Origin of the sequence: Paracoccus zhouxuedongae (assembly GCF_041927815.1) — a bacterium.
Taxonomy (GTDB): domain Bacteria; phylum Pseudomonadota; class Alphaproteobacteria; order Rhodobacterales; family Rhodobacteraceae; genus Paracoccus.
This window is the reverse complement of the sequence record NZ_JBHFHM010000001.1, coordinates 171411-196651: the sequence shown is the minus strand read 5'-3', so window position 1 is coordinate 196651 and position 25241 is coordinate 171411. Positions and strand designations below refer to the sequence as shown.

Annotated in this window: 36 protein-coding genes; 9 read left to right on the top strand and 27 right to left on the bottom strand. The window is 66.3% G+C overall.

Features of this window, described 5'->3' with window-relative positions; translation table 11 throughout:
* Positions 1 to 89: 89 nt before the first annotated feature.
* The 9 genes from ACEYYA_RS01050 (at position 90) to ACEYYA_RS01010 (ending at position 4263) form a co-directional block, all read left to right on the top strand.
* A complete protein-coding gene (locus ACEYYA_RS01050; protein ID WP_374796677.1) occupies positions 90 to 428 on the top strand; it encodes a hypothetical protein in 339 nt (112 codons plus the stop codon).
* Positions 428 to 1129, top strand: a complete 702-nt coding sequence (locus tag ACEYYA_RS01045) for a hypothetical protein (RefSeq protein ID WP_374796675.1) — start codon at positions 428 to 430, stop codon at positions 1127 to 1129. The genes ACEYYA_RS01050 and ACEYYA_RS01045 overlap by 1 nt, the downstream gene beginning before the upstream one ends.
* Complete coding sequence (locus ACEYYA_RS01040) at positions 1126 to 1584, top strand: hypothetical protein (RefSeq protein ID WP_374796674.1); 459 nt, start codon at positions 1126 to 1128, stop codon at positions 1582 to 1584. The genes ACEYYA_RS01045 and ACEYYA_RS01040 overlap by 4 nt, the downstream gene beginning before the upstream one ends.
* A complete protein-coding gene (locus tag ACEYYA_RS01035; RefSeq protein ID WP_374796672.1) occupies positions 1565 to 1771 on the top strand; it encodes a hypothetical protein in 207 nt (68 codons plus the stop codon). The genes ACEYYA_RS01040 and ACEYYA_RS01035 overlap by 20 nt, the downstream gene beginning before the upstream one ends.
* A 118-nt stretch (positions 1772 to 1889) precedes the next feature.
* Positions 1890 to 2315: a hypothetical protein gene (locus ACEYYA_RS01030; RefSeq protein WP_374796670.1), complete on the top strand. Its 426-nt coding sequence runs from the start codon at positions 1890 to 1892 to the stop codon at positions 2313 to 2315.
* A gap of 471 nt (positions 2316 to 2786) precedes the next feature.
* Positions 2787 to 3098: a hypothetical protein gene (locus tag ACEYYA_RS01025; protein WP_374796668.1), complete on the top strand. Its 312-nt coding sequence runs from the start codon at positions 2787 to 2789 to the stop codon at positions 3096 to 3098.
* On the top strand, positions 3088 to 3726 hold the full coding sequence (locus ACEYYA_RS01020; RefSeq protein WP_374796666.1) for a hypothetical protein: 639 nt from the start codon (positions 3088 to 3090) through the stop codon (positions 3724 to 3726). Before ACEYYA_RS01025 ends, ACEYYA_RS01020 begins: the two co-directional genes overlap by 11 nt.
* A gap of 106 nt (positions 3727 to 3832) precedes the next feature.
* On the top strand, positions 3833 to 4021 hold the full coding sequence (locus ACEYYA_RS01015) for a hypothetical protein (protein WP_374796664.1): 189 nt from the start codon (positions 3833 to 3835) through the stop codon (positions 4019 to 4021).
* Complete coding sequence (locus tag ACEYYA_RS01010) at positions 4018 to 4263, top strand: helix-turn-helix domain-containing protein (RefSeq protein ID WP_374796662.1); 246 nt, start codon at positions 4018 to 4020, stop codon at positions 4261 to 4263. Before ACEYYA_RS01015 ends, ACEYYA_RS01010 begins: the two co-directional genes overlap by 4 nt.
* Before the next feature lie 203 nt (positions 4264 to 4466).
* On the opposite strand, the gene lysC is transcribed toward ACEYYA_RS01010, so the two are convergent.
* The 27 genes from lysC to ACEYYA_RS00875 all read right to left on the bottom strand — a co-directional run bounded on the left by lysC (position 4467) and on the right by ACEYYA_RS00875 (position 25062).
* Positions 4467 to 4691 carry an Rz1-like lysis system protein LysC gene (gene lysC, locus ACEYYA_RS15605; RefSeq protein ID WP_459349871.1) on the bottom strand — a complete coding sequence of 75 codons (225 nt, stop codon included), beginning with the start codon at positions 4689 to 4691 and terminating at the stop codon, positions 4467 to 4469.
* Positions 4606 to 4926, bottom strand: a complete 321-nt coding sequence (locus ACEYYA_RS01000) for a hypothetical protein (RefSeq protein ID WP_374796658.1) — start codon at positions 4924 to 4926, stop codon at positions 4606 to 4608. The genes lysC and ACEYYA_RS01000 overlap by 86 nt, the downstream gene beginning before the upstream one ends.
* The gene (locus ACEYYA_RS00995) at positions 4917 to 5534 is read right to left on the bottom strand and encodes a holin-associated N-acetylmuramidase (protein ID WP_374796656.1); all 618 of its coding nucleotides are present in this window, start codon (positions 5532 to 5534) and stop codon (positions 4917 to 4919) included. The genes ACEYYA_RS01000 and ACEYYA_RS00995 overlap by 10 nt, the downstream gene beginning before the upstream one ends.
* Entirely contained in the window at positions 5521 to 6000 is a 480-nt protein-coding gene (locus tag ACEYYA_RS00990; protein WP_374796654.1) for a hypothetical protein, read from the bottom strand. Before ACEYYA_RS00990 ends, ACEYYA_RS00995 begins: the two co-directional genes overlap by 14 nt.
* A 17-nt stretch (positions 6001 to 6017) precedes the next feature.
* The gene (locus ACEYYA_RS00985) at positions 6018 to 6368 is read right to left on the bottom strand and encodes a hypothetical protein (RefSeq protein ID WP_374796652.1); all 351 of its coding nucleotides are present in this window, start codon (positions 6366 to 6368) and stop codon (positions 6018 to 6020) included.
* The gene (locus tag ACEYYA_RS00980; RefSeq protein WP_374796650.1) at positions 6361 to 6735 is read right to left on the bottom strand and encodes a hypothetical protein; all 375 of its coding nucleotides are present in this window, start codon (positions 6733 to 6735) and stop codon (positions 6361 to 6363) included. The genes ACEYYA_RS00985 and ACEYYA_RS00980 overlap by 8 nt, the downstream gene beginning before the upstream one ends.
* A 15-nt stretch (positions 6736 to 6750) precedes the next feature.
* On the bottom strand, positions 6751 to 7080 hold the full coding sequence (locus ACEYYA_RS00975; RefSeq protein WP_374796647.1) for a hypothetical protein: 330 nt from the start codon (positions 7078 to 7080) through the stop codon (positions 6751 to 6753).
* 22 nt (positions 7081 to 7102) lie between these two features.
* Positions 7103 to 9139: a pectate lyase family protein gene (locus ACEYYA_RS00970; protein ID WP_374796645.1), complete on the bottom strand. Its 2037-nt coding sequence runs from the start codon at positions 9137 to 9139 to the stop codon at positions 7103 to 7105.
* A gap of 12 nt (positions 9140 to 9151) precedes the next feature.
* Positions 9152 to 11347: a phage tail protein gene (locus ACEYYA_RS00965; protein ID WP_374796643.1), complete on the bottom strand. Its 2196-nt coding sequence runs from the start codon at positions 11345 to 11347 to the stop codon at positions 9152 to 9154.
* Positions 11331 to 11750: a DUF6950 family protein gene (locus tag ACEYYA_RS00960; protein ID WP_374796641.1), complete on the bottom strand. Its 420-nt coding sequence runs from the start codon at positions 11748 to 11750 to the stop codon at positions 11331 to 11333. The genes ACEYYA_RS00965 and ACEYYA_RS00960 overlap by 17 nt, the downstream gene beginning before the upstream one ends.
* Complete coding sequence (locus tag ACEYYA_RS00955) at positions 11747 to 12361, bottom strand: hypothetical protein (RefSeq protein WP_374796639.1); 615 nt, start codon at positions 12359 to 12361, stop codon at positions 11747 to 11749. Before ACEYYA_RS00955 ends, ACEYYA_RS00960 begins: the two co-directional genes overlap by 4 nt.
* The gene (locus ACEYYA_RS00950) at positions 12352 to 13086 is read right to left on the bottom strand and encodes a hypothetical protein (RefSeq protein ID WP_374796637.1); all 735 of its coding nucleotides are present in this window, start codon (positions 13084 to 13086) and stop codon (positions 12352 to 12354) included. Before ACEYYA_RS00950 ends, ACEYYA_RS00955 begins: the two co-directional genes overlap by 10 nt.
* Positions 13074 to 15116: a phage tail tape measure protein gene (locus tag ACEYYA_RS00945; RefSeq protein ID WP_374796635.1), complete on the bottom strand. Its 2043-nt coding sequence runs from the start codon at positions 15114 to 15116 to the stop codon at positions 13074 to 13076. The genes ACEYYA_RS00950 and ACEYYA_RS00945 overlap by 13 nt, the downstream gene beginning before the upstream one ends.
* Positions 15117 to 15433: 317 nt before the next feature.
* Positions 15434 to 15757, bottom strand: a complete 324-nt coding sequence (locus ACEYYA_RS00940; protein ID WP_374796633.1) for a hypothetical protein — start codon at positions 15755 to 15757, stop codon at positions 15434 to 15436.
* The gene (locus ACEYYA_RS00935; protein ID WP_374796631.1) at positions 15757 to 16191 is read right to left on the bottom strand and encodes a phage tail tube protein; all 435 of its coding nucleotides are present in this window, start codon (positions 16189 to 16191) and stop codon (positions 15757 to 15759) included. The genes ACEYYA_RS00940 and ACEYYA_RS00935 overlap by 1 nt, the downstream gene beginning before the upstream one ends.
* A gap of 1 nt (position 16192) precedes the next feature.
* On the bottom strand, positions 16193 to 16591 hold the full coding sequence (gp17, locus tag ACEYYA_RS00930; protein ID WP_374796629.1) for a tail completion protein gp17: 399 nt from the start codon (positions 16589 to 16591) through the stop codon (positions 16193 to 16195).
* Entirely contained in the window at positions 16588 to 17016 is a 429-nt protein-coding gene (locus ACEYYA_RS00925; RefSeq protein ID WP_374796627.1) for an HK97 gp10 family phage protein, read from the bottom strand. The genes gp17 and ACEYYA_RS00925 overlap by 4 nt, the downstream gene beginning before the upstream one ends.
* A gap of 113 nt (positions 17017 to 17129) precedes the next feature.
* Positions 17130 to 17477, bottom strand: coding sequence for a phage head completion protein (locus ACEYYA_RS00920; protein ID WP_374796625.1), 348 nt, complete (start codon positions 17475 to 17477; stop codon positions 17130 to 17132).
* On the bottom strand, positions 17477 to 17818 hold the full coding sequence (locus tag ACEYYA_RS00915) for a head-tail connector protein (protein WP_374796623.1): 342 nt from the start codon (positions 17816 to 17818) through the stop codon (positions 17477 to 17479). Before ACEYYA_RS00915 ends, ACEYYA_RS00920 begins: the two co-directional genes overlap by 1 nt.
* Positions 17815 to 18144: a hypothetical protein gene (locus ACEYYA_RS00910; protein WP_374796621.1), complete on the bottom strand. Its 330-nt coding sequence runs from the start codon at positions 18142 to 18144 to the stop codon at positions 17815 to 17817. Before ACEYYA_RS00910 ends, ACEYYA_RS00915 begins: the two co-directional genes overlap by 4 nt.
* A gap of 65 nt (positions 18145 to 18209) precedes the next feature.
* Positions 18210 to 19448 carry a phage major capsid protein gene (locus ACEYYA_RS00905; protein WP_374796619.1) on the bottom strand — a complete coding sequence of 413 codons (1239 nt, stop codon included), beginning with the start codon at positions 19446 to 19448 and terminating at the stop codon, positions 18210 to 18212.
* Positions 19449 to 19459: 11 nt separating this feature from the next.
* On the bottom strand, positions 19460 to 20323 hold the full coding sequence (locus ACEYYA_RS00900) for a head maturation protease, ClpP-related (RefSeq protein ID WP_374796617.1): 864 nt from the start codon (positions 20321 to 20323) through the stop codon (positions 19460 to 19462).
* Positions 20324 to 20329: 6 nt separating this feature from the next.
* Positions 20330 to 21622 carry a phage portal protein gene (locus ACEYYA_RS00895; protein ID WP_374796615.1) on the bottom strand — a complete coding sequence of 431 codons (1293 nt, stop codon included), beginning with the start codon at positions 21620 to 21622 and terminating at the stop codon, positions 20330 to 20332.
* Positions 21622 to 23319, bottom strand: coding sequence for a terminase large subunit (locus ACEYYA_RS00890; RefSeq protein WP_374796613.1), 1698 nt, complete (start codon positions 23317 to 23319; stop codon positions 21622 to 21624). Before ACEYYA_RS00890 ends, ACEYYA_RS00895 begins: the two co-directional genes overlap by 1 nt.
* Entirely contained in the window at positions 23316 to 23591 is a 276-nt protein-coding gene (locus tag ACEYYA_RS00885) for a hypothetical protein (protein ID WP_374796611.1), read from the bottom strand. The genes ACEYYA_RS00890 and ACEYYA_RS00885 overlap by 4 nt, the downstream gene beginning before the upstream one ends.
* A 265-nt stretch (positions 23592 to 23856) precedes the next feature.
* Positions 23857 to 24273 carry an HNH endonuclease signature motif containing protein gene (locus tag ACEYYA_RS00880; RefSeq protein WP_374796609.1) on the bottom strand — a complete coding sequence of 139 codons (417 nt, stop codon included), beginning with the start codon at positions 24271 to 24273 and terminating at the stop codon, positions 23857 to 23859.
* A gap of 105 nt (positions 24274 to 24378) precedes the next feature.
* Positions 24379 to 25062 carry a hypothetical protein gene (locus ACEYYA_RS00875; protein WP_374796607.1) on the bottom strand — a complete coding sequence of 228 codons (684 nt, stop codon included), beginning with the start codon at positions 25060 to 25062 and terminating at the stop codon, positions 24379 to 24381.
* Positions 25063 to 25241: the final 179 nt, after the last annotated feature.

The following is a 25241-nucleotide window of genomic DNA, read 5'->3' as shown; positions in this document are numbered from 1 at the left end:
CAATGCTAACGTGATGTTAGTATATACGACTTATCAGCAGACGAGCTGATGCGGGCGCCCCGCCGGATCGAGGGGCAGGAGACAGACAGATGATCGTCAAGTATAACACTCGCCCCGCAGGCACCAAAGTCGGCGGAACCCCGCGCGAAGAGCTGGCCGCTTGGGAGGCTGATGGCTACGAGATCGTGCGGATTGAAATCGACCGCGAAGGTTATATCTCGGCCTATGTGCGGAAATGGGGCGAAACCAAAAGCCTGACGATCAACGTCGAGGACGCCGCCCCCTCTCCCGCGATCGCCACCACTACCGGCAAAGATGCCATCACTCCCAAGCAAATCGCGCTGATCAAGCGTCTGGGCGGCGAATACCACCCCGGCATGAGCAAGCGCGATGCCTCGGCTCTGATCGACGATCTGCTCGCGAGCTAATGATGCTCCGCCAAATCACCACCATCGCTGATCGGCAGGACATGCCGATCAGCTCAATCTCGGCCTATGCGGTGCTGGGGCAGCCGCATGGGCTGATCGCTATCAACTGGGCCGCATGGTCGCAATCCGCGCCCGACGACCAGCCAGTCGGTGTCACGGCCCTCGACTGGCAGCGCGCGGCCGAAACGACGCTGCCGCTGCAAATCGCGCCCGACACCGAGGCGCAGATCCTCGCGTCGGCCTGGGCACTGGGTGCCTGGGATGTCACGCGCACGGTGCTGCCCGCCAATGTCGAGGGGGCACTGCCGCCGGTGCTGGGCGGCCTGGCCGATCTCGCGCGGCGGCACGGGCTGGTCAGTTGGTCCTATCGACCGATGCTGGGCGGTCCAGTGATGCGAATCAAAGCCTGGGCGCGGCGGGATACGACACTGACGCCGATCCTGGCGGCTCGCGCCGGTGATATGCCGCTGATCGCCATCCCGCCGATCCAACCGGGCCGACAGGTGACGATCCGGCTGGGGCGCGAGGACACAGCGCAGGCGCAGCCCCGCCCGCCGCGCCGTGCAACCGGCAGGCAGCGGGCCGCAATCGTGGCGATGCGCCGCCGACTGGGCGAGGGCGGGCAACCGTTGCCAGCGGCGCTGACCGTGGCAGAGGCCAGCACGATCATATCAGACCTGATGTCGCGGCTAGGCAGATGAGCTATTTTAGACACATCACCTGCAATACCGGCCGGTCGGTCAACCAGTATCGCACAGATATATCCGATGTCGCTATCAGCCGCCTGTCCGATGCGCTCGACATCATCCTCACGGGTGGCACCGCCCAGATCGTCGACGGTTACACCCTCACCGGCACCCACGCGGGCACCTGCCTGATTGCAACCCTGTGGGCCGTCGATGACCCGATCCTGACAATGGCAGTCGCGCTGCGGCAGCGGGGCAGCGATCGCCTATGGGAGGCGATACACAGGGGACAGTCCAACCTGCCGACGTTTGGTCGGCCACCGCCGCGCGCCCCGTGGATCGCCGATCGCGTCGAGCCGACCGCTTCGCGGTATCCTGATGCGCTGCAATGGACAGGTGATCTGTCGCGATGCCTAGCGTGGGCGTGGCACGAGTATAGGAGAGCGCCCGATGACCCCGGCACCTATTGACGACCCCCGCCCCTTTGACCAGGTGCTGCGCGACTGGATCGCGCGGCACGGCGGTAGCGCCTATGCCGCTGCCCCGATCCTGGGATCGACGCAGCAGACGATTGGTCGGTGGCTCAAGGGGGCGCCCTGCGGTCACGAGCGCGCCTATCGCGCGCTGATGACCCTGATCGACGAGGGGCGGGGCTGACCCGCCCTCCGAAAAAAAATCGCGCAGCCTGCATTTTTCCTGTTGCAAATGCAGTCAGTTCGACTATATTTAAATCATCAGCAGGGCAATGGAGCCCGCCAACCAAGGAGACGCTGACATGACGACCCTGGCCATCACCCTGACGCAAGCGCAAGCCGACGCCCTGGCGACCTCACTCGGCATGAACCTGGCCGCGCCGGTGGGTGAAACGATCTACTGCCAGATGGCCACGTTTGACGGTCGCATTGTGCGCCGCGTGACGGCGGAAACCTTTGAAATCTCCGGCTCGAAAAACACCTGCGCGGCCTTTGATCGCCTGGCGAAAACCGTGGCCGCCACGGTGGTCGCTGCCGAGGTTGTCAAACCTGCGACGACCGAGGCGCCCGCCACCGAACGCCAGATCGCCTATCTCGAGCGCCTGATCGACCGCGATCCGGGTGCGGCGATGACCGTTGGCGCCAGCTGTGACGGTGCCAACGTGGTCGCAAATCTGACCAAATCAGATGCCTCGCGCCTGATCGAACAACTGGCGGCAGGTGTGTGATGCAAAACTGCTTTGGACTTACAGGCCTAGCCGAATCGCTGGAATGCAACGATGCCACCAGCCTCTGATCTGACGGGGCGGCGGTTCGGGAAACTTGTTGCCCTATCCCGTTGCCGGACCGAGAAGGGAACAGGATGGGTTTGCCGCTGCGACTGCGGCGCGGAAACCGTGGTGCCAGTCAGACGCCTGGCCTCGGGTGACGACGACAGGCGCGCAATCCGGGCCTGCGAATCCTGCCGATCACGGCGCTGCGCCATCTGCGGGCTGCCCTATCTGAAATCCGGCAGCGCGGCGACCTGCGGGGCCACTCAGTGCAGGATCGAATACCGCCGCCTGCGCAACCGAGCCCATCACGCAGCAAAACTCGCGCGCGATCCTGATTACGATCGAAATCGAACGGCGCGGCGGTTGCAGCGGCTGCGGGCCGACCCAGAGGCGTGGGCTCTGTATCTAGAGTGGTATCGCGCATACATGCGCCGCCCCGAGGTGGTCGAGAGGCGCCGCGCCGCTGCACAGGCTAGGCGGATCGAGCAGCGGCGAACCGCAACTCCAGAAGAAATCGCCGAAAAACGGGAAACGACCAGAGCGTATTACAGGGCGAACCGGGATTCGATACGCGCCTATTTCCGCGACTGGCTGGCAGCAATGCCACCAGACCGCCGACAGCAGTGGGATGCTGCGCAACGGGATGCCCAGGCGCGTTACAAACGCAGGCGCGCGCTGGCACAAATGCTGAAACAATCACGGATGATTCTGGATAGGACACCAAAACATGACCTCTGATGTCACCCAGCGGTTCGACTCCGCGACCATTGCAGCGGTCCCGACCGAGGATCTGCGCGACGAACTCGCCCAGGCGATCGGCATCACAGCGCGATCGCTCGCCTACCTGGCGACGATCTGGGCCGAACTGCAACGGCGGGGCGAGGATCTGTCAGCGCTGCGCGGTGGCGGGCTGTTTACCTATTTGCCCGAAATCGCCGCTGGGCGGTTGCTGCCCGAGCTGGTGGTGCGCTGTGCCGGTCAGGCAATGCTGCTGCGCACCCTAGGCACGCTGCCGATCGAGGAACAACGTCGCGCGATGCGGGACGGCATCACCGTCGCCAGCCTGTCAGAGACCGGGGGAATCGACGCACATCAGATCCCGCTGGAGCAGGTTGGGATTGCCGAAATCCGTCAGGCTTTGGGCGCGGGTTACGTCCGGCCGGTTGCCCAACAGGTCGCGCTGCTGTCCAATGACCGCAGCAAACGCACACAGCCCACCGGCCTGCGCACAATCACCCTGCGGGTGACGGCCGCCGAACATGATGCGGTGGTCCGCAGGGCGCGCGCCGAGGGGATGCGGTCCCCCAATTGGGTGGCCATGCAACTCCGACGCCTCGGCCTGCTGACCGACGACGAATCCCAGTAAAAAAATCGCGCAGCCTGCATTTTTCCTGTTGCAAATGCAGTCAATGTGACTATATTTAATTCATCAGCAGGGCAATGGAGCCCGCCAAACAAAAGGAGACGCTGATATGACCCGCCACGAGATCGCCACCCTGAAAAACGCCGCCACCAACAACACTTTCGGCGCCGACTTTGCTGGCAACTACGACATCAGCAACGATGAGGCCGACCGCATCGCTGACCGCGCCAACAGCTTGGCCGAGTTTGAGGCGATCTGGGAAAACGAAACCTGGTGGCGCGATGAGAGCAACGCATGACATCAGATGAGTTCAAGGAGGCCCAGCACACGCTGGGCCTTTCCGACAGCCAGCTTGGGGCGATACTCGGGGTCGCGCCGGGGACGGTCTCAAAATACAAACGCAAAACGGCCAGCGGCACCTATGTCAATGCGACAGCCGCCCAGGTGATGCGCTGGCTGCTCGCCGGGTTCCGCCCCCCGGAATGGCCCGATGAGCCGCGCGGCGGCAAGCGGGGACGGCCAGCCGATGTTCCTCGCTGACGCGCTGCTGCATAAGTTGATATAAGTAATCTCCGGGTCTGTTGTCAGACCCGGAGACTGGCAAGCTCAAAACTAGCGCGCGGCCACGCCAATGGCCACAAGCACAAGGATCGGCGGCGAACCTAATCCATTGGCCCATCCAAGCCATAACACCGAGATCGCCAGCACGTCTAGATTTTTTTTTGTGGGGGTGGCGATCGATTTTACGGACCCACCACCTGCGCCACCGCCGCGATCTGGCTGTTGGCGCGGGCCAGCGCCTGATCGTAGTCCACGATCAACAGGCCAGCATCACGCAGGGTCACCACATCGCGCGCCGGGCGCGGCACCGGGCGCAGCAGGTCAGCGGGGATCGGCGACGGGGCGATCTGTGGCGCGCAGGCGGCCAGGCAGATCGCGCAGCCAATCAGGGATAGGGCAGTCCGCATTGGGGGCCTCCAGAATGTCGCGGCGGATTTGATCGGCCCGCGCGGCCTCGGCCTCGACGCGGGCGACATGGGCAGATTGGGCGGCCAGCGCCGCACGGGCACCGGCCAGCGCCTCGGTGGCGGTGTCCAGATCGGCGGCCAGCCGGTCGGCGCGCAGGCCCTGCCACCAGCCCCAGCCAGCCCCGCACAGGGCGGCCAGCAGGGCGACGGTCGTCAGATATCGCGTCAGCCCCATTTTGCCACCCGCGTGCGATGCTGCGCGTCCGTCAGGCGGGCGGCGGGCGTCATAAACTCCTCGGCGCGGGTGATCCAGCCGCCCTTGCCGCCATCGCGGCGGCGGGCGTATTTGCGGGATGCCGGGCGCAGATCGCCGATCCGATAGTAATAGTCGCGGCGGGCCGCGCCATACTGATCGACCAGCACCTGCGCGCCCAGATCGGCAGCGGCCAGGTGCGCCGCGCGGGCCGTCAACGGCCCCATCCGGCCATCCTCGATCAGATCGACCGGCAGCAGGCGATTGAGCAGCCGTTGCAGGATCTTGACCGCGTTGCTGCCCCCATTGACATACATGTCGAACACCGCCGGTTGCAGCGCCTCGGGCAGCAGATCCAGGCGGGGCGCGCGGAAATAGTGCCGCACGAAAATATCCTCGGCCTGCGCGCGGGTCAGCGCCTGCACATCGCGGGCCGTGATCCGCCCGTCGCCGTCCAGGTCCAGCCATAGCGCCCGCATCGTGTGGATCGTGACCCCGTATTTGGTCGCCCCGCCGGGGTCGGCCGGGTCGTTGACGTAACCACCCTCGCGGGCGACGATCTCGCGGGCGATCTGCTCAACGCTGTGCATCGCGCCACTCCCCCTGGGCAAACAGGTTGACCTGTGCGACGCCGCGATCCTCGGGGCACAGGTGATGCGCAAAAATACGCCACGCGGTCGGCACGACACCCCCGCGCACCTCGATCAGCCACGGCCCCCAGGATTGCGATCCGGGCGGTCGGTTACCGCCTGGCGCTACGGCATCCTCGGGGCTGGTGTCGATCAGCGCGCGGCGCCATCGGTCGCCAGAGAGCACATAGGCCGACAGTGCGCGATAATCGCAGCGGCGCTTGACCATATGGCCCGACACCTTGATGCCACGGGGCAGCACCTGGCTTTCGGTCACCGCGACCGCCAGGAACGGGGTGCGCAGCAGCAGATCGCGGGCAAGCCTGGTCTCACCGATCGCAGGCCAGTAGCCGACGATCAGCGCCAGCGGCGCAACCCAGATCCCCAGCCTGATACGCCGCCAAAACAACCGCATCTCATCTGCCATGTCGACCACCTTGCATGTCATTTTTTGCCCCCAAACAGGTGCCCGCCCTTGATGCGCGCCAGCATCAGCTCGATCACGGGCGCACCAAACAGCCCCAGCACATAGGCCACGGGGCCAACGCTCGCCCCAGCAGGGATCGCAGCCGCTGGCAGATCCGTCAGCAGCGTCAGCGCGACACCGCCTAGACCCCCCATGCCGGTTGCGACCAATGACCCGATCACGATCAGCCGTAGCCCTGACCGGCGCTCTTGGCTGGTCACCAGCGCGTTTGTCAGGCCACCAGCTGCGCCACCGATCGCCATCTGCGTCAGGGCGGCGGCCCAGACGGCACGGCCGATCTCGGCCCAGGTTGTTGGATGATCAGGCATTTCGCCCCCTTTCGATTGTCCATTGCCGCAAAACCGCCCCGGCGATCACCGCCGTCAGCACGGCCATCGGCCACCACCACGGCCCGGCATAGCCCAGCCCGACCGCAACCCATGCCGTGTCGCCGATCCCGTCGATCAGGCTGCCGCGCCGGGTCAGGTCGCCGCGCTCTTTGGCCAGCCAATAGACCAGGGCCAGCGACAGCCGGGCCACTGGCACCCGGCGGGCCGACCGGACCCGTAGGCCCAACCGGACCCTGCGCGCCTCGATCGCCCTGCGGGCCAATGTCCCCCTGCGGGCCAGCAGGGCCTGCGGGACCAGCAGGTCCAGCAGCACCCTGACCGCCCGGCGGCCCGACCCAGCCGTCAATCAACACCTCGGTCATCAGCACACCTCCACGATATTCAGGATGCGCGGCGCGGCCTCGATCACGCGCCGCATCTGGCCCGCCGAACCCCGCCAGATCGACGCGGCATAGGCTCGCGCGGGCAGGTCAGCCAGTGCGGCATCGTCTAGCCGGATCGCCCAGCCGGGCTGCGCGGGCGCACCAGGCGCAGCAGACAGATCGCGGGGCTGCGCCTCGATCACCACGCAGGTCGGCCAGGCACCGACGCGCAACTGCACCCTGTCGTCGGTGGCGGGCGACAGGTCCGGCTGCGCCAGGACCAGCCCATATTCGCGGGCCTCACCCCGCGCCCAGGTCATCACGGTCATTTTTACCCCCCAAAGTGGATGGCTATCCGACAAAAACCCAGGCCGACCCGGACCAGCGATAAAGGCCTGCCCCAGATCCAGGATTCCAGCCGGTGCCGTCGGCCATGGCCAGCAGGCCGGGGGGCGGGCTGTCTGGCGCGGCGGCCAGCGGGGGCAGTTGGACTCCGCCGCCCCAGTGCGCCCGGATATTGTCCAGCAGCACCCCGTTCCGGGTCGCGCGCAGCAAAGCATCCGCTTTTTCGCCGCCCGCAACCGCAGACTGGACAATGAACTCGATTGCGCCAAATTCCAGATACGCGCCGCCCGAATTCTGCGACCGGCGCGCGAGCCGCTTTGACCCAGAGTTGCGCGCAAACAGCACGGTTGATCCGCCTCTCTGCGTGAGGATACCCCCGATCGTGCTGGGGCTGGCCGACGACACGTCCCCCAATCGCCCCGGATCAAACACGTTGCCGCCGCCCAGGATAACCCCGTCGATCTGCGTTGCGCCGGTCACAAACAACGCGTAACTGTAGCTGCTCGGTGCGAACGACGATCTGACGTGGTTGCCGTCCACCAGCGTGGCGGCGCCGTGGACACTGATCGCGGGATAGTCGATCGCGTCCCTGCTGTAGCCCGCCCCTGCATTCATGATCTGGTTTGAGATCACGCTACAGCCAGGCCGGTCCAGCAGGATCGCCTCCCGGTTGCACATTGACAGTGCATTGCCCGTGATCGCCAGATTGGTATAGCCACGACCGTTAATCCCATAATCAGCCTGACGGGTCGTGCTCGCGGCAACAGAGGCGACCATATTGACGATATTGCCGCTGATCAGCGACTGGCGGTTGCCAGAGTTAAGCGTCGCGGCGGGCGACCCACCGTCGACAAAAGTGCCGCGCAGGCCGACTGCGATATTGTCCGTGATCATGGCCTGGCACAGGCTGCCGCGATAAAACGGGCCGCAGTAATCAATATTGTTTCCGCTGATCTGGAGGTGGAACGTGTCTGTCGTGACCGGGAAATCAATGCAAAACGTGGGATCGGGCGCACCGTAAAGGGTGCTGGCCTCCCCGACCGAGTGGAACCTATTGTTGGTGATGGTCCAGCCGCGAAAATGCTCTTCGGCAGCACCGTTGGCGTAAAAATGCGACACGCCCTGAATGCCGACCCGCCCGCAGGAAAAGATGCAGTCACGGACGAAAACATTGCGGCCCCGCCCATAGATGCCGACACCCATGTCGAAAAAGCCGCAATCGATGACATCGTGATCCAGATTGCAGTAGGTGGCCTGATCGCCCAGCACGCTGCGGTCAAACACGAGTCCCCTGTTCGTGCTATTGACACCGGTTTCGCGGGCCGGAATGCCCCAAAACATGATGTTTTCAATCCCATAGCCGTAACCAGAGATTTTGAACATGTCATGGCCCGGCGTCACCGTCCTGATCGCAACCCCATAATCGCTGCGCGGCGGCGCGTGGATCTTGACGTCATTTGCGGCAAAAATGATCGGTGCCGAGATCAGATACTGCACATCGATCTTGGGCGGGCCGTCATACAGGGCGGAAAAATACAGGGACTCCCCGGATTGAAGGCGGCTGGCCGCCATCTGGATCGCGGCGGTGTCATCGGTCGCCCCGTCGCCCTTGGCGCCAAATGCGCGCACGTCATAGCCAACCGGGCCGGGCAACACCCGCAGGCCAATACCGCCTGCCGTGGTCAGGTCAGGGTCGCTCTCGACCACCTCGTAGGCGTAACCCTCGGCGCGGGTCATGATTACGGTCCCGACAGGCAGGTCATGATCTGTCAGGTCGATCAGGTTAGCCAGACCCGCGACCGTAAAGCGGGCGGCGGCCGCCGCGGCGCCAGCCTGGGTTGCAGCAGTCTCTGCTGCCGCAATCGCGCCATCCCGCACGGCCTGCAACTCGGCCAGCATCGCCTGTTGCTCGGCGGTGCCGGCCTGCGCCATGACGGCCGCGTCCCAGATCGCCGACAGGCACCTGTTGACCTCGCGGTCGTGCGCGTCACGGGTGGCGACCCCGCCGGCGATCGGCAGGGCATAAACGGGCTTGGGGGCCATTGCGGTCTCCTGTCAGGTGGTGGTGGCGGTGACAGCACCCGACAGGGGCGATCGCGCCCCATGCCGGCCGATCGACCGCGCGAAATAGTGATAGGTCGCAGATGCGGGCAGGCCCGCGTCGATGACGGTCACGCTGGCATTGGCGGCCGCATATTGCGGGCTGCCCAGCACGACGGCCGCAGCCGGGTTACTGGTCGTCGCCCGCAGGATCTCGAGCGCCCTAAAATCGGCGCTGTTGGGGGCGCGGAACGTCACCGCAATTTGCCTCGACCCGCCGATCGCGCTGACCGGCACCGGCGGCGGTGCCAGACAGGCCCCAGCCGAGGCCACGATCTGCGGCGACTCGACCCAGGTGGATGCCCCGCCGGGGGCAACTGCCCGCAGCCGGACCTGATAGGATGCGCCGACGACGACCGGCGACAGATAGCCAAAGACACGGTTTTGCGCGTCGCGCGCGCGCCCATCGATCACACCACCCGTCTGCCACAGATCTGCACCCTGTCGGTGCTGCCACTCGTATCCAATCACCGATGCACTGGCCGAGGGCGGGGCGGCAAATAGCACCCGCGCCAGCGCCAGGTCGCCAGACACCAGCACCGTCGACGCATCGCTGATCACACTGACCGCGCCGGGCGGTTTGACAGCCCCGATCGTAGGGTCAAAGCCCTCGATCGTCACCTCGCCCTCGTCCCGCGCCGGATCCCAGTCGTAGATGCTGGCGCTGATCTCGCGCAGGGTGACGGGGCAACGCAGCGCCACCCCGGACAGGCCGATCGGGTCAAACCCAGGGTGGATGCTCTCGACCTCGTAAACCCCCGACCGCGCCGCATAGGGGGCGGGCAGATCCAGACGCAGGGTTGCACCGGCCACCAGGTCAAAGGCGTGACCTGGCAGGACGGCGCTGATAGATCGCTGCATCCGTGTCCGACGCCCCATGATCGCGGCGACGTATTGGCACTGCCGGTGGTCGGTGACCAGCGACAGGTCATAGCTGACCGGGCGCACCGCGCCCCCATCCTCGGCCGCCGCACCGGGCAGCACATGCGCCGGCGTGGTGGCCGTCTCGTAATACCGCAACGGCGCGGTATAGGTCGCGCTCACCTCGGTCGCCAGGTCGCCCGATGCCCGGTATCGCTCAAAAGCCAGCGGCCGGTCGTCCAGCACGTCGCTGATCGTGACGGCGGGCGGCTGCCAGATCGCCGGCACGATGCCCAATTGACCGCCGACCCGCAGCAGGCGGCTGGCACCCGCATTGACCAGCGGCCCCACCTGGTCCTCCAGCTCACGGCCCGGCGCAAATGCCAGCACCCCGTTGACCTCAAATCGGGGGATCGACACCCCGGATTTGGTCGGCAGCGGCGCATCGGCCACATCCGCCGCCCAGGCAAAATCGTCCAGCCGCAGGTTGCGATCGTCATACGGGCGCAGCGGGTTGGACCGCAGCGCATCCAGCACCGCCAGCGCCTGATTGGCCGACCAGGCCGGGGCGGCAGCGGGGCGGCGCGGGTCGCGCAGCAGTGACCAACGGCCATCGACCATCACCTCGGGCGGCGTCGACGGCCAGCGTTGCTGGCGCTGCTCATTGTCGCCCGCCACCAGTCGCAGCCAGATCACCGTCAGCCCGCGCCAGCCGTCACTGGCACGGAAAATAGACCCGGCCTCGGCCAGGATCTGCGCAGGCGGCGCGATCTGATCCCCCCGCCCGATCCAGTAGCTGCAATGCCCGGCAAACGGCTCATTGGTGGCGACGGCACCGGCCCCGGCAAAATCGTAGGGGTTACCGCTGACCGCTACCAGGCGCTTGTCCAGATAGACGGCAAACGGACCTGCGGACGGGCGACTGTTGAGGATATAGCACGCATAAATCGTGTCGCCGATCACCCGCACCGGCGCCGGGGTGCCGGGCGCCCAGCACTTGCCATAGACGTAACGATAGACCGGCAGGCTGGTGGGCTGTTGCAGATCCCGGATCAGATCCTGCTGCGATCCCTGCTGGCGCCGCCCCATGATCGCCGACGCAGCGGCGTTAAGCAGGACCGACCCGCCCAGTTTAAGCAGCGCGCCCCCGATCGTCGCCCCAAATGTCGCCGTAAACCAGCTGCTGACGGCGCTGGCCGCCGCGATCACGGGCGCGGCATCTGCCCGCGCAGGCAGCAGTCCCAGCACGACCAGCATCAGGATCAGGCCGATCTTAGACACCCCAGGCACGCTCCGCATTGGGCAGGATTGCATACCCGCCGGTTGTTTTACCGGCCCAGCGACCGGGGCCGACACAGATCAGGATGGCCCGGCCGTCCGGCCCACCAGCGGCCCCCGGCATCGACAGGCCAAGATCGCCGCACAGGCCGTTGCTGGGCCGCAGCAAGGCCGCGCGGGCCATCGCCTCGGCCATCGCGGGCAGGTCGCCCCACTCGCCAATCAGCCGGACAGCGCCCATGGCGCTGTCATAGCGGCCCCGCACGGACGCCATTGGGTCGCGGCCCCACAGCGCCTGGAACACGTCACAGGCGGCAGTGCAGCAATCCGCGCGCCCCCATTGCCAGCGCACGGACATGACGCGATCGACGGCGGCCAACACTACGGCCGCAGTTGGACGGGCAGGCAGCGTCACGATTGCGGCCAGGTCATTTTTTGGGCGCGCGCGATCGCCATGATCACCAGCCGCCCGGCTGTGTCGGCGGGGTATCGGCGGCGCTGATCCTCATCGCTGTGATGCACCGCCGCGCCCGACCGGGCCTCCTGGCCGGTGATCACTGACAGGTGGGCATCGTGGGTGACCTGCACCCCAGCCGCGCTGGCGGTCAGCGCCAACTGCCCCGCCAGCCCGGAAAACAGCAGCACGGGCGCCGCGATCAGGGTGTTGCCCTGCCCTGCCGTGTCGGCACCGGATGCCCCGCCGGGGCGGCCTGCCAGTGCGCCCAGATACAGCGCGACCGACCGCCCCCGAATCTGATCGTCAATCAGCCCGTCCAGATCGGCCGGCACCTGCGCCAGCGTCAGGCCCGCCTCAACTGCCGCGATACCCGCGGATTCGGGCGGCACATCCACCCCGCCCAGGGGGCCGACGCCCGACCACGACTGCCCCAATGCGGTGATCGTGCCGACGCCGCTATGGGCACGCACCGGCGCGCCCGGCCAGTCGATCCAGACCAGGATCACCGGATGGATCACGCCCGACAGCGCAGCCAGCATCGGCGCGGGCACACCACGCGTCAGCGCCACGGGTCAACCTCGACCCAGGGCGCCCGCTCATCCGGGTGGACCTCCGTAAACGACCAACTGATCGTCCAGTTGTCGCCCGTCGGCTGCACCCAGCGGGGCATCTCGTCCGCCGCAAATACGGCCGTCTCACGCACCCCAATCAGCGCATCACCCGTGGCGGTGATCGGGGTGACCAGATGCAGATCTGCACGGCCTTCGGCGTCCGCTGACGCGGGCCGCAAGATCATCGCCGTCTGGCCGCCAACGGTCACAAACTCGCCCGGTCGTGCAACCTGCGCCAGCGGGGGCAGCCCCTCGATCCGCAGCACCGTGCCGGTGGTCGCGGTGGCGACGGTGCGACCGGGGCCAGTCCACCAATCCAGCGCGCCCGGCGGCATCGACCAGGGCAGGCCCTCGGGCGGCATGATCCAGCTCATCGGCCTGGACCGACGGGCGTTGTCGGCCTCGTCGTCCAGGTGCCAGGTGATCGGCGTCGACCACAGCCGCACCAGGTGGACACCGCCGTCCAGCAGGCGCTTTAGCACCTCCAGATAGCCCGCCGCATTGCGGTCCAGCGACAGCGCGGACACGTCCAGACGCGCCACCCGCCGGCGGCGCTGCGCGGCGCTGACAAATTGCGCGCCGGTCAGCAGCGACCGCGACACCCCGATCGGTGCCACCTGCGACCACTCGGCCGCGACATTGGCGACCGGCGGCCAGGCATAGACGTTGGTCACAGCGACCAAGCCGCCTTGCTCTTGCTCATCGACCGCTGGCTGGCCTGCACCGACTGCCCGACGATCTCGGGCGCGGCCCCGCGCACAACCTGCACTGCGACGCCCTCGGCCTCGGTCCTGACGCGCGCGGCAAAGCCGGGCGCCTCCTCGATCACGACCCTGACCGTGCCACCCGATCCACCGTCGACCAGCCGCCGCGACAGGTCATGCGGCACCACCGTGCTGCCCCCCGGTAGCGAGACCAGCTCACCGCCGCGCTCATTGATCGTCGCCAGACCACCCGCAAAATTGGTGACGCCGTTGGCAAATCCGGGGATGCCGATCCCCTTCATTACCCCCTTCCAGCCGCTGTCCCACAGGCTATTGGCCCAGCCGCCTAGCGTCTGCCCCAGCATCGACCGCATGGACTTGCCAAAGCTTGCCCCCTCGAACAGCATCCCCTTGAAAACGCCGGACAAACCCTGCGCCAGATCGGTGATGCCCTGCATCACAGGCCCCGCGCCGCTCTGGATGCCCTCGCCCAAGCCCTCCGTGATCCACTCCCCGAACTGCCTAAACACGCGCGACGGCGACGCGATTCCAAGCCAGCTCTTAAAGCTGCTTTTCATGCCCTCGACGCGGTCACGGAACCCGGCGACCATGCCATCCCAGGCGGCCGCGATCCCGTCCTTAAGCCCCGCGACGATCTGCCCACCCATCTCCAGCATCTGCCTCGGCAGTGCCGAAAATGCCTCAAGAATCCGCTGCGGCAAGGCCATCAGCCATTCGAGCGCATCCCGGCCAAACGCCGCCACCGCATCGGTAGCCGTAGACCAACCAGCTGAAAATCCGCCAGAAATGTATCCACCAAGCGCGCTTAGCGCCGTCGAAACCCGATCGGCGACGCCAGCCAGCCAGTTAAACCCGCGCTGCCCCAGGTCCACGATCTTGTCGCCCAGCGCAGAGGCCACAGCCCCCAGATTGTCCCAGCGCGCCTTGAGGTCATCAACGACCGGCCCCACCGCCGCCTGGATCGCCGCCCATTGCTCGGCAAACCACGGCGCGATGCGATCCCAATTTTGGTAGATCGCAAGGGCGGCACCTGCCAGCACGGCCCCGATCATCAGGATCGGGTTGGTCATCATCGCCACCCCGACCGCCTTGACAGCCACACCCAACGCGACAAAGGCAGGCCCCAGCGTCCCCAATGCGGACACGACAGCGCCCAGTGCGACCAAGACGGGGCCACCGATCACGATCAGCCCGCCAAAAGCCGATATCGCACCCTGCACCCATGGCGCCATATCCTGAAAGGCCATGGCGACACCGACGACGAGGTTTGAGACCGTCTCAAGATGCGGGGCCATGGCGGACATCAGGATGATCGAAAAGCCACGCCCGGCCGCCGACAAGCGAGAGATATTGTCGTTGAAGGCCTCTGCCGATTTGCCAGTCTGTTCGGTGATGACCAGGCCAAACCTCTCGGCCTCGGCCATCATCGACCGGATCGCCTCTGCCCCGCCGTTCAGCATCGGGATCATCTGGGTGCCGCTGCGACCAAAAAACTGCATCGCCAGGGCCGATTTTTCCGCGCCGTCCGGCATCTTGGCGATGACATCCGACAGGTCCATCATCACCGCCTCGACGGGGCGCAGATTGCCCTCGGCGTCTTTGACGCTGACACCAAGCGCAGCAAACTGCGCCGCAGCCGCCTTGTTGCCCGACCCGGCTGCCGCCATCTTTTTGGACAGCAGCCCCAGGGCCGTGCCCATCGTCTCCATGCTGACGCCCGACAGATCGGCGACATACGCCATCTTGGATAGGCTTTCGATCGGCACCCCGAACTTGGCGGCAGCCTTGGACATGTCGTCGGCCGCGTCGATCTGCTTGCGCAGGGCCAGCGTCACCCCGGCACCGATACCGCTGATCACCGCGCCGGCCTTGGACATGGCCGCGCCCATGCGCTTGAGACTGTTTTGCGCCTGGGCGACGCCGGTCTGAAACTGGGCGCTGTCCAAACCCAGCGCCACCCGCAGCGACCCGATGATCATGTTGGACATTTAAGACCCCCGGCGCCCGCGGCGCCACTCCTCGAAACTGATGACCCGCATCCCGCGCTCGGCGGCCCGCAGCAGGGCGGGCAACATCTCGGCGGGATAGCGGCGCCTTGCGACGGGACCAGATCCCGTGATCTCGGCCCGCGCAGGCAACTTTTCGGCACGCATCATTGCGGCCAGATCCCACAGATCGCCGCGCTGCGCCCGTCGTCGCGCGGCTAGTGCCGCCGACTCTATTGCAAACATGCGCGGGGACAGATCCCAAAATCTGGCCGGGTCGCCACCTGCCACAACCCAGCCCTGCAAGATCTCGGCGACCGTCAGGTCGCCGCCTGCCCGTTTCCCGGCTCACCCGCACCCTCTGGCTGCGGGAAACTGACGGCCATCAGGCGGGCAAAAATCGTCAGATCATCGGTCAGCAGATCGTCGGCGACCGACAGGTGGTCGATGTCACGATGATGACGCCGCAGGGCGGCGGCCACGACATCGACCATGGCCCGAAAAGGCGGCGCGGAATCAGCGTTGATCGCACCCAGAGGCCCCAGATCAGCGCCATATTTGTCCTGCAAATCGGCCATCGCCAGCATCGTCAATTGCAGGGTCAAGATGCGGTCCCCATGCCGCGCGGTCATCCGGTCAAACATCAGACAACCACCTTGGCAGCGACGACAAACCTGGCCGTCGCCTTGCGGACCTCACCCAGATCGGCCGCCGGATCGTAGCTGTCGACATAGGCGGAATAGGTGCGCGCCTCGGTGCCGATCGTGATCCGCAGCAGCACATCCTCGGCGTTGCCTGCATCGGTCAGCGCGACCAGCGCGGCCAGCATCTCATCGCCGGGATCAGCGGGCCACCACTGCTTTTCCAGCTCCCAATCCGACGCATCCTTCAGGCCGGGCTTATACTCATGCGTCCTGCTCGGTGACTGCTGGTGCGTCACCTTGATCTTGTCGCGCGAAAACTCCGGGAAACTGATCGCCTCCAGCCCATAAAGCTGGGTCCAGGCGGGGGTGTCGCCACGCCCGATCTCGACCTTGTCGTCAAACGAGATGTCGGCCTGTGATTTGACCTGCGCCATCCTAACCTCCGTAGTTGATGATATAGTCGCTTGACACCCGGTGCAGCACCGGGTCGCCATCCTCGCGCAGGGATCGTGACCCTGCCGATCTGATCAGGGCAAAAGCGCCGTTGCGGTAACCGTCCAGCACGGATGCGACGGTCGTGGCAGCCTGTGCCGCGCCCAACAGGGCCAGCGCATAGCAGTCGACCTGGACACGCGCCGTCAGCAGCGCGTCTGGCCCGCCTTGGGTCAGGCCCTCGCCCGCATCGATCAGGGTCAGCACGACATAGGTGCCATGCGCCACATCCTGCGGGTGCTCGGCCCAGTCGATCCCGCCGGGGGCGGCGGACATGACCGCCGCATCAGCCATCAGCAGCCGCCGCAGATCGGCCAGCATCGGCGTCAGGTGTCGGCTCATCCTCGCAGCTTTCCGGCTTTGGTGGCGCGGGCGACGGCTTTGTCGATCGCGGATCGCAACTCGACGGTGACGCGCTCCAACAGGGCCGCTTGGTCTCGGTCCCAGGCGGGCCGCATATAGGGGTGCGGCGCCTGCTTGCGCGACCCAAACTCCTGCACCACGGATTTGATCGCAGCGCGCTTGCTGCCCTTGGCCGGCCCCATAAACAGCTCGACGCTGGGCACCTCGCCCGACTCCATGGCCGATGCAATGGCCGCGCGCTTGGCTGCGCCCGCCTCCTTTTTGGACGCACCACCGCGCATGGCGGCAGCAAATGCGGATCGGCCACGATCTGCACCGGCACCCTTTGCCTTGGCGCTGACAACGATGCTTTCGGCCAGCGACCCGGTGTCGCGGGGCGCCAGACTTGCTGCCAGATCCGCCATCGGCTGCAACGCCTTGATCGCACCACGACGCAGGGCCGCCTTGCCCGTCGCGGGCTTTAGCCGACCCAACGCCGCCTCGACCTCTGACAGTCCCTGCACGCCGACTGTGACCCTCACGTCAGCACCCGCGCCGTGATTTCGCGGGCCGCGCCATGGCCCACCTCCTTGATGCCGATGATCTCCCAATCGGCGCCGCCCGCGCGCAGCCGGTCGGTCAGCCCGATCGCCGAGACCTGCGGCGACTGGCGGATCGTGTATCGCGCAGCGATGGTGGGCCGCACCATGCCTGCCGCAAACCGCTCGCCATCCGACAGATCGCGGCGGGCGGCGGGCAGCAGATCACCGACCGGCGCAAATGCCTGTCGATTGCGCTGCAAGCCATCGTCAACAACCGCTGCGCGCAAGACCAGCACGCGCGTGCGATAGCTGCCCGCCTGTGGGGCGCGGTCAAACAGCGCCATCACACAGCCCCGGACAGGCTGCGCCACCGGCGATAGGGCGACAGCAGCGCAAAAACAGCATCCGGCAGGCCGCGCGCCGGATCGATTGCAACCCCGTCGCGGCTGTTATAGCTGATCTCGGTCATCGTCAGGATCGCCATCTCGATATCCGGCCCGCACTCAATTGCCCCGTCGGGCAGCGGGTCGGGCGCTGCGCCGGCATAAAGCGCCCTGTCCAGCCACATTTCCGCCGCCCTCGTTGCAGCGGCGACGTGGCGCGCGACCTGCAACAGATCCGCGTCAGGCGGCAGCGACAGATGCGCCACTGCCGCATCCAGACTGACAACAGGCGCGCGGGTCATTTTTTTTGGGCTTTGCCCTTGTCGGCATTGCCGATGTCCGTCCCCGCATCGACCGTATCGGCATCGTCCTTGTCCGTGCCCGCATCGACCGTATCGGCATCGTCCTTGTCCGTGCCCGCATCGACCGTGTCGGCATCGGCCCCACTGGCCGTCGCAACGCGGCCGATCTCGCGCGCAGCGGCGTCGTCGATGTCAGCCTCCGTCGCCTGGACAAAACGCCCCGTCTTGAGCAGCTTTTTGCCCGTGGCCTCATCGACCTCGACGACGCCGCCCTTGGGCACGGTGCCATAGATGCCGACCGCCGGGCGTAGGGATTTAAGCAGCATTTTCATCTCCTTGTGTTCAGGTGTATGGGCTGCCCATCACAGGCAGCCCATCAGGCAGTCGTCGATCAGGCAACCAAGCCAAAGTCGCCCAAGACCAGCGCCTTGGGTCGCTTGACGGCCAGCGCCGCCCGCTTTTCGCCGCGCACCGTGATCATGTTGACGACAAAGTTGTCGCCATGCTCGGTCGAAAACAGCACCTCGGTCGCCTCGCGCTCGTAATAGGTCGCGGCGCGGCGGAATGCCCCGGTCAGGAACGAATCCTCCGGCATCGACAGCGTTTCGATGACCGGGCGGCCCCACAGCACGGCGTTGCCGATCGACCCCCTGGGGTTGCCGTAGATATACTTGCCTACCTCATCGGCCATCAGGTCCAGCATCGCCGCATCATCCAGCGACAACAGGTGCGCGTCCGCCACATAGCCGGCCTTGGCCAGTTGCAGCATCGCCAGGCGGACCATGGCGATCCGATTGGCGGTGCCGCCCTTGAGCTGGGCGTGCTTGGCAGCCATCGCGTAGGGGGTGGCATTGGCGATCAGGCCCGACATGTTTTCGCCGGTGCCGTCGCCCGCGACGATCTGCGCCTCCTCGGCCAACTCGACCTCATAGCGCAGCTCGCCGTCCAGTTCGGCGGCCAGCCGCGGCAGATCGGCCAGCGTCGAGCGGTGGATGTGCATGATGCCCGCGATGGTCTTGACGGACTCCTCCTCTTTGCCCCAGGCCCGTTCCAGCACCGGTTTTTTGGTCACGCCATCATCCGGCACGACGCCAGCCGCACCCGTGCGGGTCAGCTCACGCGCAAACTGGATCAGGTCGCTGATCGTCGGGACGGGCGTCAGCAGATCCTTGACCTGCAACATCCGGCGCTCGGGCATCACCACCTCGGGGTCACGATGCGGCGCGATCAGGGCACCGGCCGATCCCGGCGCACTGGTGATCGCCGCCTGAACGCTGACCTTGACCTTGCCGTCACCGACTTTGGCAAAGGCCGCGATCTCATCCGAGGCCGCGATCATCTGGCCCGCCGACTGGCGCGGCCCGGCGCCCGCACGGCGGCCAGACAGGCGCTGCTCGACCTCGCGCAAATCGGCGCGCAGCGCATCCGCCTGCGCCATCAGCTCGCCCTGTTTGGCCAGCGCCTGATCGGCGGCGGCCTTGGTCTCGGCGGTCAGCGCGCCCAGGCGCTTGTTTTCGTCCAGTGCCTTGGCCGCGTCGGCCTTGATCTGCTGGGTCGCCTCGCGCATCTCGGCCGAGATGCGGGTCATCTGATCGGCAATATCGCCGATCTGTTTTTCGTCCAACGGCATGGTGATCCCCTCTAGCCGACGTGGATGGATTTAAGGCGCGCCAGCAGGTCGGCGGCGGCCCCTCTCACGGCAGCGCCCGGCGTGCCGTCCTCGCCAGCGCGCGGCATGGCGGTCAATTCCCCGATGATTTCCCGGCGCGCGGCCCGGCTCGCGCCGGCCTGGGCCATCAATGCGTCGGCGCGATGCAGCGCGCGCAAATGCGGCGCGGCGCTCGCCTTGGCGTTGTCGGTCACGGCGTCAGAGGCCAGATGCTCATCGGCCAGGCCGCGCGCGATCGCCTCCTTGCCAGACAGCCAGGTCTCGCGGTCCATCAGCGCGGTAACCTCGCTGGCGGCCAGACCTGACCGCGCCGCATAGACATCCGCCATCACCCCATCGACAGCGGCCAGCATCTCGCAGGTCTGCGCCAAGGCATGACGGTCCCCTGCCGACAACACCCAGGCATTGTGGATCATCAAAAAACCCGCCTGGGCGATCTGCACCGTGTCCCCGGCCTCGGCGATGATCGACGCTGCACTGGCGGCCAGACCGATGATGCGCACCGTCACGGCGCCCGGATGCTCGCGCAGCAGGTTATAGACCGCCAGCCCCTCGAAAACGTCGCCGCCGGGGCTGTTGACGTTGACGATCAGATCACGGTCCCCGGCCTGACGCAGCAGCGCACCGATCTTGCGGGCCGTCACGCCGCCGCCGGTCCATGGATCTTCCCCGATCACCTCCAGCACGTCGATCTGATAGGGGGCGTTCTTGCCGCCATCGGCGGCGCGGGCTTGCAGGCCCGGATGCCACATGTCGACCGCCCGCGGCGATAGTTCCGCGCGCAGGCTGACAGGCCGCGCGCCCAGATGGGCGGCGGGCAAAACCCGTTTGGTCATCGTCGGTTACTCCGTCAGCTTGCCGGGCGCTGCGCCCGCCAGTTGCCCGATCGGCGCCATCGCACCCTGGATAAACAGTTGATCCGCTGCCGGATCAGGATGGCGCTCCATGTTAAGTTTTTGCCGCCGCTCATTGGCGGTCATCGTACCGGTCGTCGCCATCGCCCCCAGGAAGGCCGCCTTTGCGGCGCTATCCATCTGCAACAGGGCCTCGCGGTTATACTCGGCATAGATCGTCCGACGCAGCCTCGCCGGGATCAGCGACTTGGCGATGCGCTGCTCGATCTTTTTAAGGACGGGGTTGATCCCCAACGTCAGCCAGGACTGCATGATCTGCTCGACCCCAGACCCCCACATGGTCTGTCCATCGGCCGAGTGGCCGATGACGATCGGCGGCACACCCAGCCATCGGCAAACCTCCTCGACCCCAAACCGGCGCGATTCCAGCATCTGTGCATCCTCGGGATTCATCGTCAGCGCCTGATAATCCATCCCCGCCTCCAGAATCATCAGCTTGCCCGCCCTGTTGGACCCGGCGTATCCGCTCATCACCTCCTGCAACTGCTCGCGCTGCGCGGGCGACAGCCGCTGGTTGGTCTTGAGCACACCGCTGGTTTGCATCCCCGACCCAAACATTTTGCCCGCCGTCTCCTCGGCCGCCAAGGCGGTGCCAAGCGATTGCACGCCAAAGGCCACCGGCGACAGCCCCTCATCTCCGCCAAAGCCCCAGCCGCGCAGGTGCAGCATGTCGCGCGCTGCCACCGGACGGCGGGTGCCGTCAGGCTCGGTCACGACGTAGGACAGCACCCCGTCCAGCGACCGCACCGGTTTGACATGGGTCGACGGATACGGCGACAGCGACGACACCCGGTCGCCATACCAGTCAATCACCGCATAGGCATTGCCGCGCACGCACAGCCAGGCGATCATCCCCTCCCAGAACTCGACCCCGGTCTGATCAGCATTAGGGCTAAAGGTCAGCACATCAGCCAGAGCGTCCTGCGATTTGACGCGCCCGCCGTCCTGCTGCCGCTCATACAGGTCCAGCGGCAGGCTGGCGATGGCCTCGGCCGTGCGGCGGACACAGGCCCAAAATGCTGATAGCTGCATTGCCGACTGGATCGTCACGGCCTTGCCCGCTGCACTGGCTCCGACATAAAAACCCAGATCCCCACGGGACAGCCACAGCCGCTGGTCCTTGGTCATCCCTGCCAGATCGCCCACCGCAGCCAGCGGCCGCGCGTGCCGGTCCAGCAGCACCGGCATCGTCTGGGCAGCGGCGGTCATCGTGCCAGACATCACACCACCATTACCGGCGCGGCCAGAAAGTCACTGATCCCACCGCCCGCCGGGTTGCGCAGCATCAGCCACGCCGCGTTAAAGGTCGCCATCAGCGGGTCGATCTTGCTGGCGCCTGCCGTCTGTTTGCTCACGACCCAGTTGCTCCCCTTAAGCTCGGCCTTGGCATTGCCGACCGCCCACGCCATCAAGCCGGTCCCGCCGTGGCAAAACCGGCGCTCTTTAAGCCGCCGGGGCAGCGACAGCACGGCAGGTTGCAATTTCCACCCTTGCCCAATGCTGACCATCTGCTCCTCGACCACACCACGCGCCTGCAACGCGTCCAGCAGCTCGGCGATGCCATAGCTGTCCAGCCCTATCCCCGGTGCGCCATCCGGCAACAGTCCGGCATCCAGCAGTCGCGCCACCACATCCGCCGCCGCCTCGACATCCTCGCGCGGTAGCGCGCAAATCGTCAGGCTGCCCTCGCGCTCAAAGTCGTGCAGTTGCGCCACGATTCCCTTGCGCCGCTCCAGCACCTCGGGCTGTGCCCAGGCGTGGCACCAGTGCAGCCAGTCCTGCGTTTCGCGGTCGCGCCCAATCACCGCCAACGCGAAAAGGTCATCCAGGCCGCCGCCGTCCACGCCGACCGTGCAGATCTCGCTGCGCGCGATTAGTTGATCCAGCGTCAGCCCCCCCGGCTCGGCGCAAGCCTCCCAGAACAGCGCGCCCGGCCACATGTCATGCTCAAGCGCCTGCCCGACCTGCACATTAAAATGCTGGCTGGCAAACAGCGCCAGCGCCTCTGGTCCGGTGGCCTCGGCCGTCGCCAGTTGGTCGGCCAGAAACTGCGCCGTCACACCCCGACCCAGCGACGGATTGACCAGCGGCCAGGTGGCCGGGTTTTTCCAACCGCCGTCACGGGCGACGGCCAGCGGCATCTCATACAGCACCGGCAGGATCGGCAAATCTAGTGTGCCGTCCCGCACCGCCCGCGCCTTTTCCAGCGTTGCCTTAAACAGGCCCTGTGGCGGCTTTTTGGATTGCGTGGTGATCCACAGCAAAAAACCCTCGGGCCGCGCCGCCAGGCCGCCGGTGATCTCCAGCAGCACCGCATCCGCGCGCGGCATCTGCGCAAACTCATGCAACTCGTCGATCAGCACATAGGCTGCCTTTGACCCGGTGACCACTTTGGGATCGGCAGGCTGGATCACCAGCACAGCGCCCGTTGTCCGGTGGGTGATCTGGCGTCGATGCTCCTGGATGTGGAAAATCGCCGACAGCTCCTCGTCCAGGCGGATGATGCCTGCCGCGTGGCTAAACGCGATATTTGCCACTGCGATGCGCGGGGCGATCAGCAGCAGCTCTGCATTGGGCCGGTCATTCAGGATCGCGGCGGTGACCATGATCCCTGCCGCGATCGAGGACTTGCCGTTTTTTTTAGGGACCAACAGGCCAAACTCGCTGATCATCCGGGCGCGGGCGACCGGATCATAGCACCCAAATACCGCCCCCACGAAATCAAACACCCAGGGTGCGCTGATCTCGCCATAGGTCGGATTGCCGGGGATGTCCGGGGCGCGCAGCCGCTTGAAAATCCGCAGTGCCTTTTCCGCCGCCGCCCTGACCAACGGCAGGTCAGGGATCAGCGATTCCCCGGCCATGATCCGGCGCTCCCAGTCGGGCAGCGCCGTCGACCACTCCTGACCCCGGATCAATTCGGCCGCCCGAACCCCGGCAGGATGTCAGCGCCCCAGTCCGACCCCTCACCCCCGACACTTTCTGCTGCCGCCTGTGCGGCCTCTTTCTTCCCGATCCGCGCGGGCTTCTGGGGCGCGGCGTCGGGCACATCGCCATAGGTCGCAGCCATCACACGTCGGTCGTTGGCCTCGATCATCCGCGACAGCTCGCGCATCGCGCCGACATTGCCCTTGTTGGCCTCCGCCATCACCAGCGCCAGCCGCGTCAGGTCAAGCTGATCCCGCGCCATCGACCGCTCGGACAGCTCGGCTCTAAAATACCGCTTGAGCGTGGCCGTCGAGCAAGCCAGCGCATTCGCCAGCCTCTCTGTTGACCAGCCAAGCGCTAATCCTAGCTTGATTTTATTGACTTTTTCAGGCGTTACCACAAACGGAGGCCGACCGCGCCCCCGCGGCCCGTGCCGCACGGGGTTGCCGAACAGGTCGATTTCCGTGTCCACCGTAAAAAAATCTCCGCGTGAGGGGGGCGCGGGTCTCTGGGCGGGGGGCTGGGGACTATTGCCCACCCCCCTCCCACCCGCGCAGCAGGTCATCAAAGTCCGCCGCGCGGTTGCGCTCGGCGCTCTGTTTGTGCCGGTCGTGGCAGCCACGGCATAGGCACTGGATGTTGTGCGGCGCCCAAAACAGGGCTGCGTCACCGCGATGCGGCCGGATATGATCGCCAACCAGTTGCGACGTGTCCGCCGCATGGACCGCGCCGCACATCGCACAGGCAAAGCGCGCCCGCACGAGGGTAGCCCAGCGCAGGTCACGCCAGGCTTGGGTCTTATACCAGCGACGGCTGTCGACTTCGACATCGCGCTGACGGTGGCGGGCGGCCTCACGCTCTGATCTGGTCTGATCATCAGCCCGACCGCGCAACGGCGCTGTCACGCCCCGCACCGCCGGTTTGGCCTCACGCAGGCGCGCCATCACACCACCCCCGGAATGCACTGCGCCCCGCAGGGATGATCCCTCGGGGCGCAGGTGTGGATAATACCCATATCTATGCGATGGACGGGGATAAGCCGTCAAGCCCTAGCGCGCAGCACCACTCATCCGGTCCAGGATGCCACGCAGGGCCTCGACCAATACCCGGCGGTGCTTGCCGTCAACGGACCAGCTTGCGGCGCGCAGCACGTCCGAGGGCGACAGCCCGTGGATCACGACCGCATCGACCAGCGCCCGGTCGCTGATGTTGCGCGCGCCCGCGCCGCGATGCGACGGGCGGATGCGGCGCACGGCCAGGGCGCAGCCGCTGCCGATCCGCAACTGCATCAGGGTCAGGTCGCGGCCCTCGGCCAGATAGGTATCCATAAAGGCCGCGCCGCCATCACCCCCGCCACCCGACGACAGCAGGTTGGCGCATTTGACGCCACCGGCGCTGTGCCGCTCGGCCAGGGCGGCGTAGCGCGCGGCGACCGACAGATGGTCCGGGCCAAACGGTTCCGGGCGGCGCGCACGGCGGGCGGCCCGGTTGATCAGATCCAGCGCGGTGACGCGCCAGATCGCGTCACGGCCCAGGTGGCCCACCGTCTCGGCCCGCCAGCCGGTCGCGTTCTTGGGGTCCGGGCGCATCTCGACCGGCTGCCACAGGCGATAGGGGCCACGCGCCGGGCTGGGCGCAATGTCCGGCCCGCAGCTTGCCGGGACGGCGGCGGCGGCCTTGATCGCCTCGATCCCGGCCCGGTCCATTCCTTTTGACTGCCCCTTTTCGCTCATCTTGTGGTTCATTCTTTTGTCTCCGCTAGGGCTTGTGTTGGTTGGTCTCTTAACAGGGACGATAGGGACGATAGATCAAGAAGTGGGGGACGATAGGATCAAAGGGACGAAAGGGACGTAAGCGAATGAAATCAGGACGTTAGGGCGGAAATAGGGACGCTGGGGACGCTAGGGACGCA

Excerpts from the sequence above, each read along its gene's own strand:
- ACEYYA_RS01050 (WP_374796677.1), top strand. The coding sequence starts at position 90 with ATGATCGTCAAGTATAACACTCGCCCCGCAGGCACCAAAGTCGGCGGA.
- ACEYYA_RS01045 (WP_374796675.1), top strand. The coding sequence starts at position 428 with ATGATGCTCCGCCAAATCACCACCATCGCTGATCGGCAGGACATGCCG.
- ACEYYA_RS01040 (WP_374796674.1), top strand. The coding sequence starts at position 1,126 with ATGAGCTATTTTAGACACATCACCTGCAATACCGGCCGGTCGGTCAAC.
- ACEYYA_RS01035 (WP_374796672.1), top strand. The coding sequence starts at position 1,565 with ATGACCCCGGCACCTATTGACGACCCCCGCCCCTTTGACCAGGTGCTG.
- ACEYYA_RS01030 (WP_374796670.1), top strand. The coding sequence starts at position 1,890 with ATGACGACCCTGGCCATCACCCTGACGCAAGCGCAAGCCGACGCCCTG.
- ACEYYA_RS01025 (WP_374796668.1), top strand. The coding sequence starts at position 2,787 with ATGCGCCGCCCCGAGGTGGTCGAGAGGCGCCGCGCCGCTGCACAGGCT.
- ACEYYA_RS01020 (WP_374796666.1), top strand. The coding sequence starts at position 3,088 with ATGACCTCTGATGTCACCCAGCGGTTCGACTCCGCGACCATTGCAGCG.
- ACEYYA_RS01015 (WP_374796664.1), top strand. The coding sequence starts at position 3,833 with ATGACCCGCCACGAGATCGCCACCCTGAAAAACGCCGCCACCAACAAC.
- ACEYYA_RS01010 (WP_374796662.1), top strand. The coding sequence starts at position 4,018 with ATGACATCAGATGAGTTCAAGGAGGCCCAGCACACGCTGGGCCTTTCC.
- lysC (WP_459349871.1), bottom strand. The coding sequence starts at position 4,691 with ATGCGGACTGCCCTATCCCTGATTGGCTGCGCGATCTGCCTGGCCGCC.
- ACEYYA_RS01000 (WP_374796658.1), bottom strand. The coding sequence starts at position 4,926 with ATGGGGCTGACGCGATATCTGACGACCGTCGCCCTGCTGGCCGCCCTG.
- ACEYYA_RS00995 (WP_374796656.1), bottom strand. The coding sequence starts at position 5,534 with ATGCACAGCGTTGAGCAGATCGCCCGCGAGATCGTCGCCCGCGAGGGT.
- ACEYYA_RS00990 (WP_374796654.1), bottom strand. The coding sequence starts at position 6,000 with ATGGCAGATGAGATGCGGTTGTTTTGGCGGCGTATCAGGCTGGGGATC.
- ACEYYA_RS00985 (WP_374796652.1), bottom strand. The coding sequence starts at position 6,368 with ATGCCTGATCATCCAACAACCTGGGCCGAGATCGGCCGTGCCGTCTGG.
- ACEYYA_RS00975 (WP_374796647.1), bottom strand. The coding sequence starts at position 7,080 with ATGACCGTGATGACCTGGGCGCGGGGTGAGGCCCGCGAATATGGGCTG.
- ACEYYA_RS00970 (WP_374796645.1), bottom strand. The coding sequence starts at position 9,139 with ATGGCCCCCAAGCCCGTTTATGCCCTGCCGATCGCCGGCGGGGTCGCC.
- ACEYYA_RS00945 (WP_374796635.1), bottom strand. The coding sequence starts at position 15,116 with ATGTCCAACATGATCATCGGGTCGCTGCGGGTGGCGCTGGGTTTGGAC.
- ACEYYA_RS00940 (WP_374796633.1), bottom strand. The coding sequence starts at position 15,757 with ATGTTTGACCGGATGACCGCGCGGCATGGGGACCGCATCTTGACCCTG.
- ACEYYA_RS00935 (WP_374796631.1), bottom strand. The coding sequence starts at position 16,191 with ATGGCGCAGGTCAAATCACAGGCCGACATCTCGTTTGACGACAAGGTC.
- gp17 (WP_374796629.1), bottom strand. The coding sequence starts at position 16,591 with ATGAGCCGACACCTGACGCCGATGCTGGCCGATCTGCGGCGGCTGCTG.
- ACEYYA_RS00925 (WP_374796627.1), bottom strand. The coding sequence starts at position 17,016 with ATGGCGGATCTGGCAGCAAGTCTGGCGCCCCGCGACACCGGGTCGCTG.
- ACEYYA_RS00920 (WP_374796625.1), bottom strand. The coding sequence starts at position 17,477 with ATGGCGCTGTTTGACCGCGCCCCACAGGCGGGCAGCTATCGCACGCGC.
- ACEYYA_RS00915 (WP_374796623.1), bottom strand. The coding sequence starts at position 17,818 with ATGACCCGCGCGCCTGTTGTCAGTCTGGATGCGGCAGTGGCGCATCTG.
- ACEYYA_RS00910 (WP_374796621.1), bottom strand. The coding sequence starts at position 18,144 with ATGCTGCTTAAATCCCTACGCCCGGCGGTCGGCATCTATGGCACCGTG.
- ACEYYA_RS00905 (WP_374796619.1), bottom strand. The coding sequence starts at position 19,448 with ATGCCGTTGGACGAAAAACAGATCGGCGATATTGCCGATCAGATGACC.
- ACEYYA_RS00900 (WP_374796617.1), bottom strand. The coding sequence starts at position 20,323 with ATGACCAAACGGGTTTTGCCCGCCGCCCATCTGGGCGCGCGGCCTGTC.
- ACEYYA_RS00895 (WP_374796615.1), bottom strand. The coding sequence starts at position 21,622 with ATGTCTGGCACGATGACCGCCGCTGCCCAGACGATGCCGGTGCTGCTG.
- ACEYYA_RS00885 (WP_374796611.1), bottom strand. The coding sequence starts at position 23,591 with ATGGCGCGGGATCAGCTTGACCTGACGCGGCTGGCGCTGGTGATGGCG.
- ACEYYA_RS00880 (WP_374796609.1), bottom strand. The coding sequence starts at position 24,273 with ATGGCGCGCCTGCGTGAGGCCAAACCGGCGGTGCGGGGCGTGACAGCG.
- ACEYYA_RS00875 (WP_374796607.1), bottom strand. The coding sequence starts at position 25,062 with ATGAGCGAAAAGGGGCAGTCAAAAGGAATGGACCGGGCCGGGATCGAG.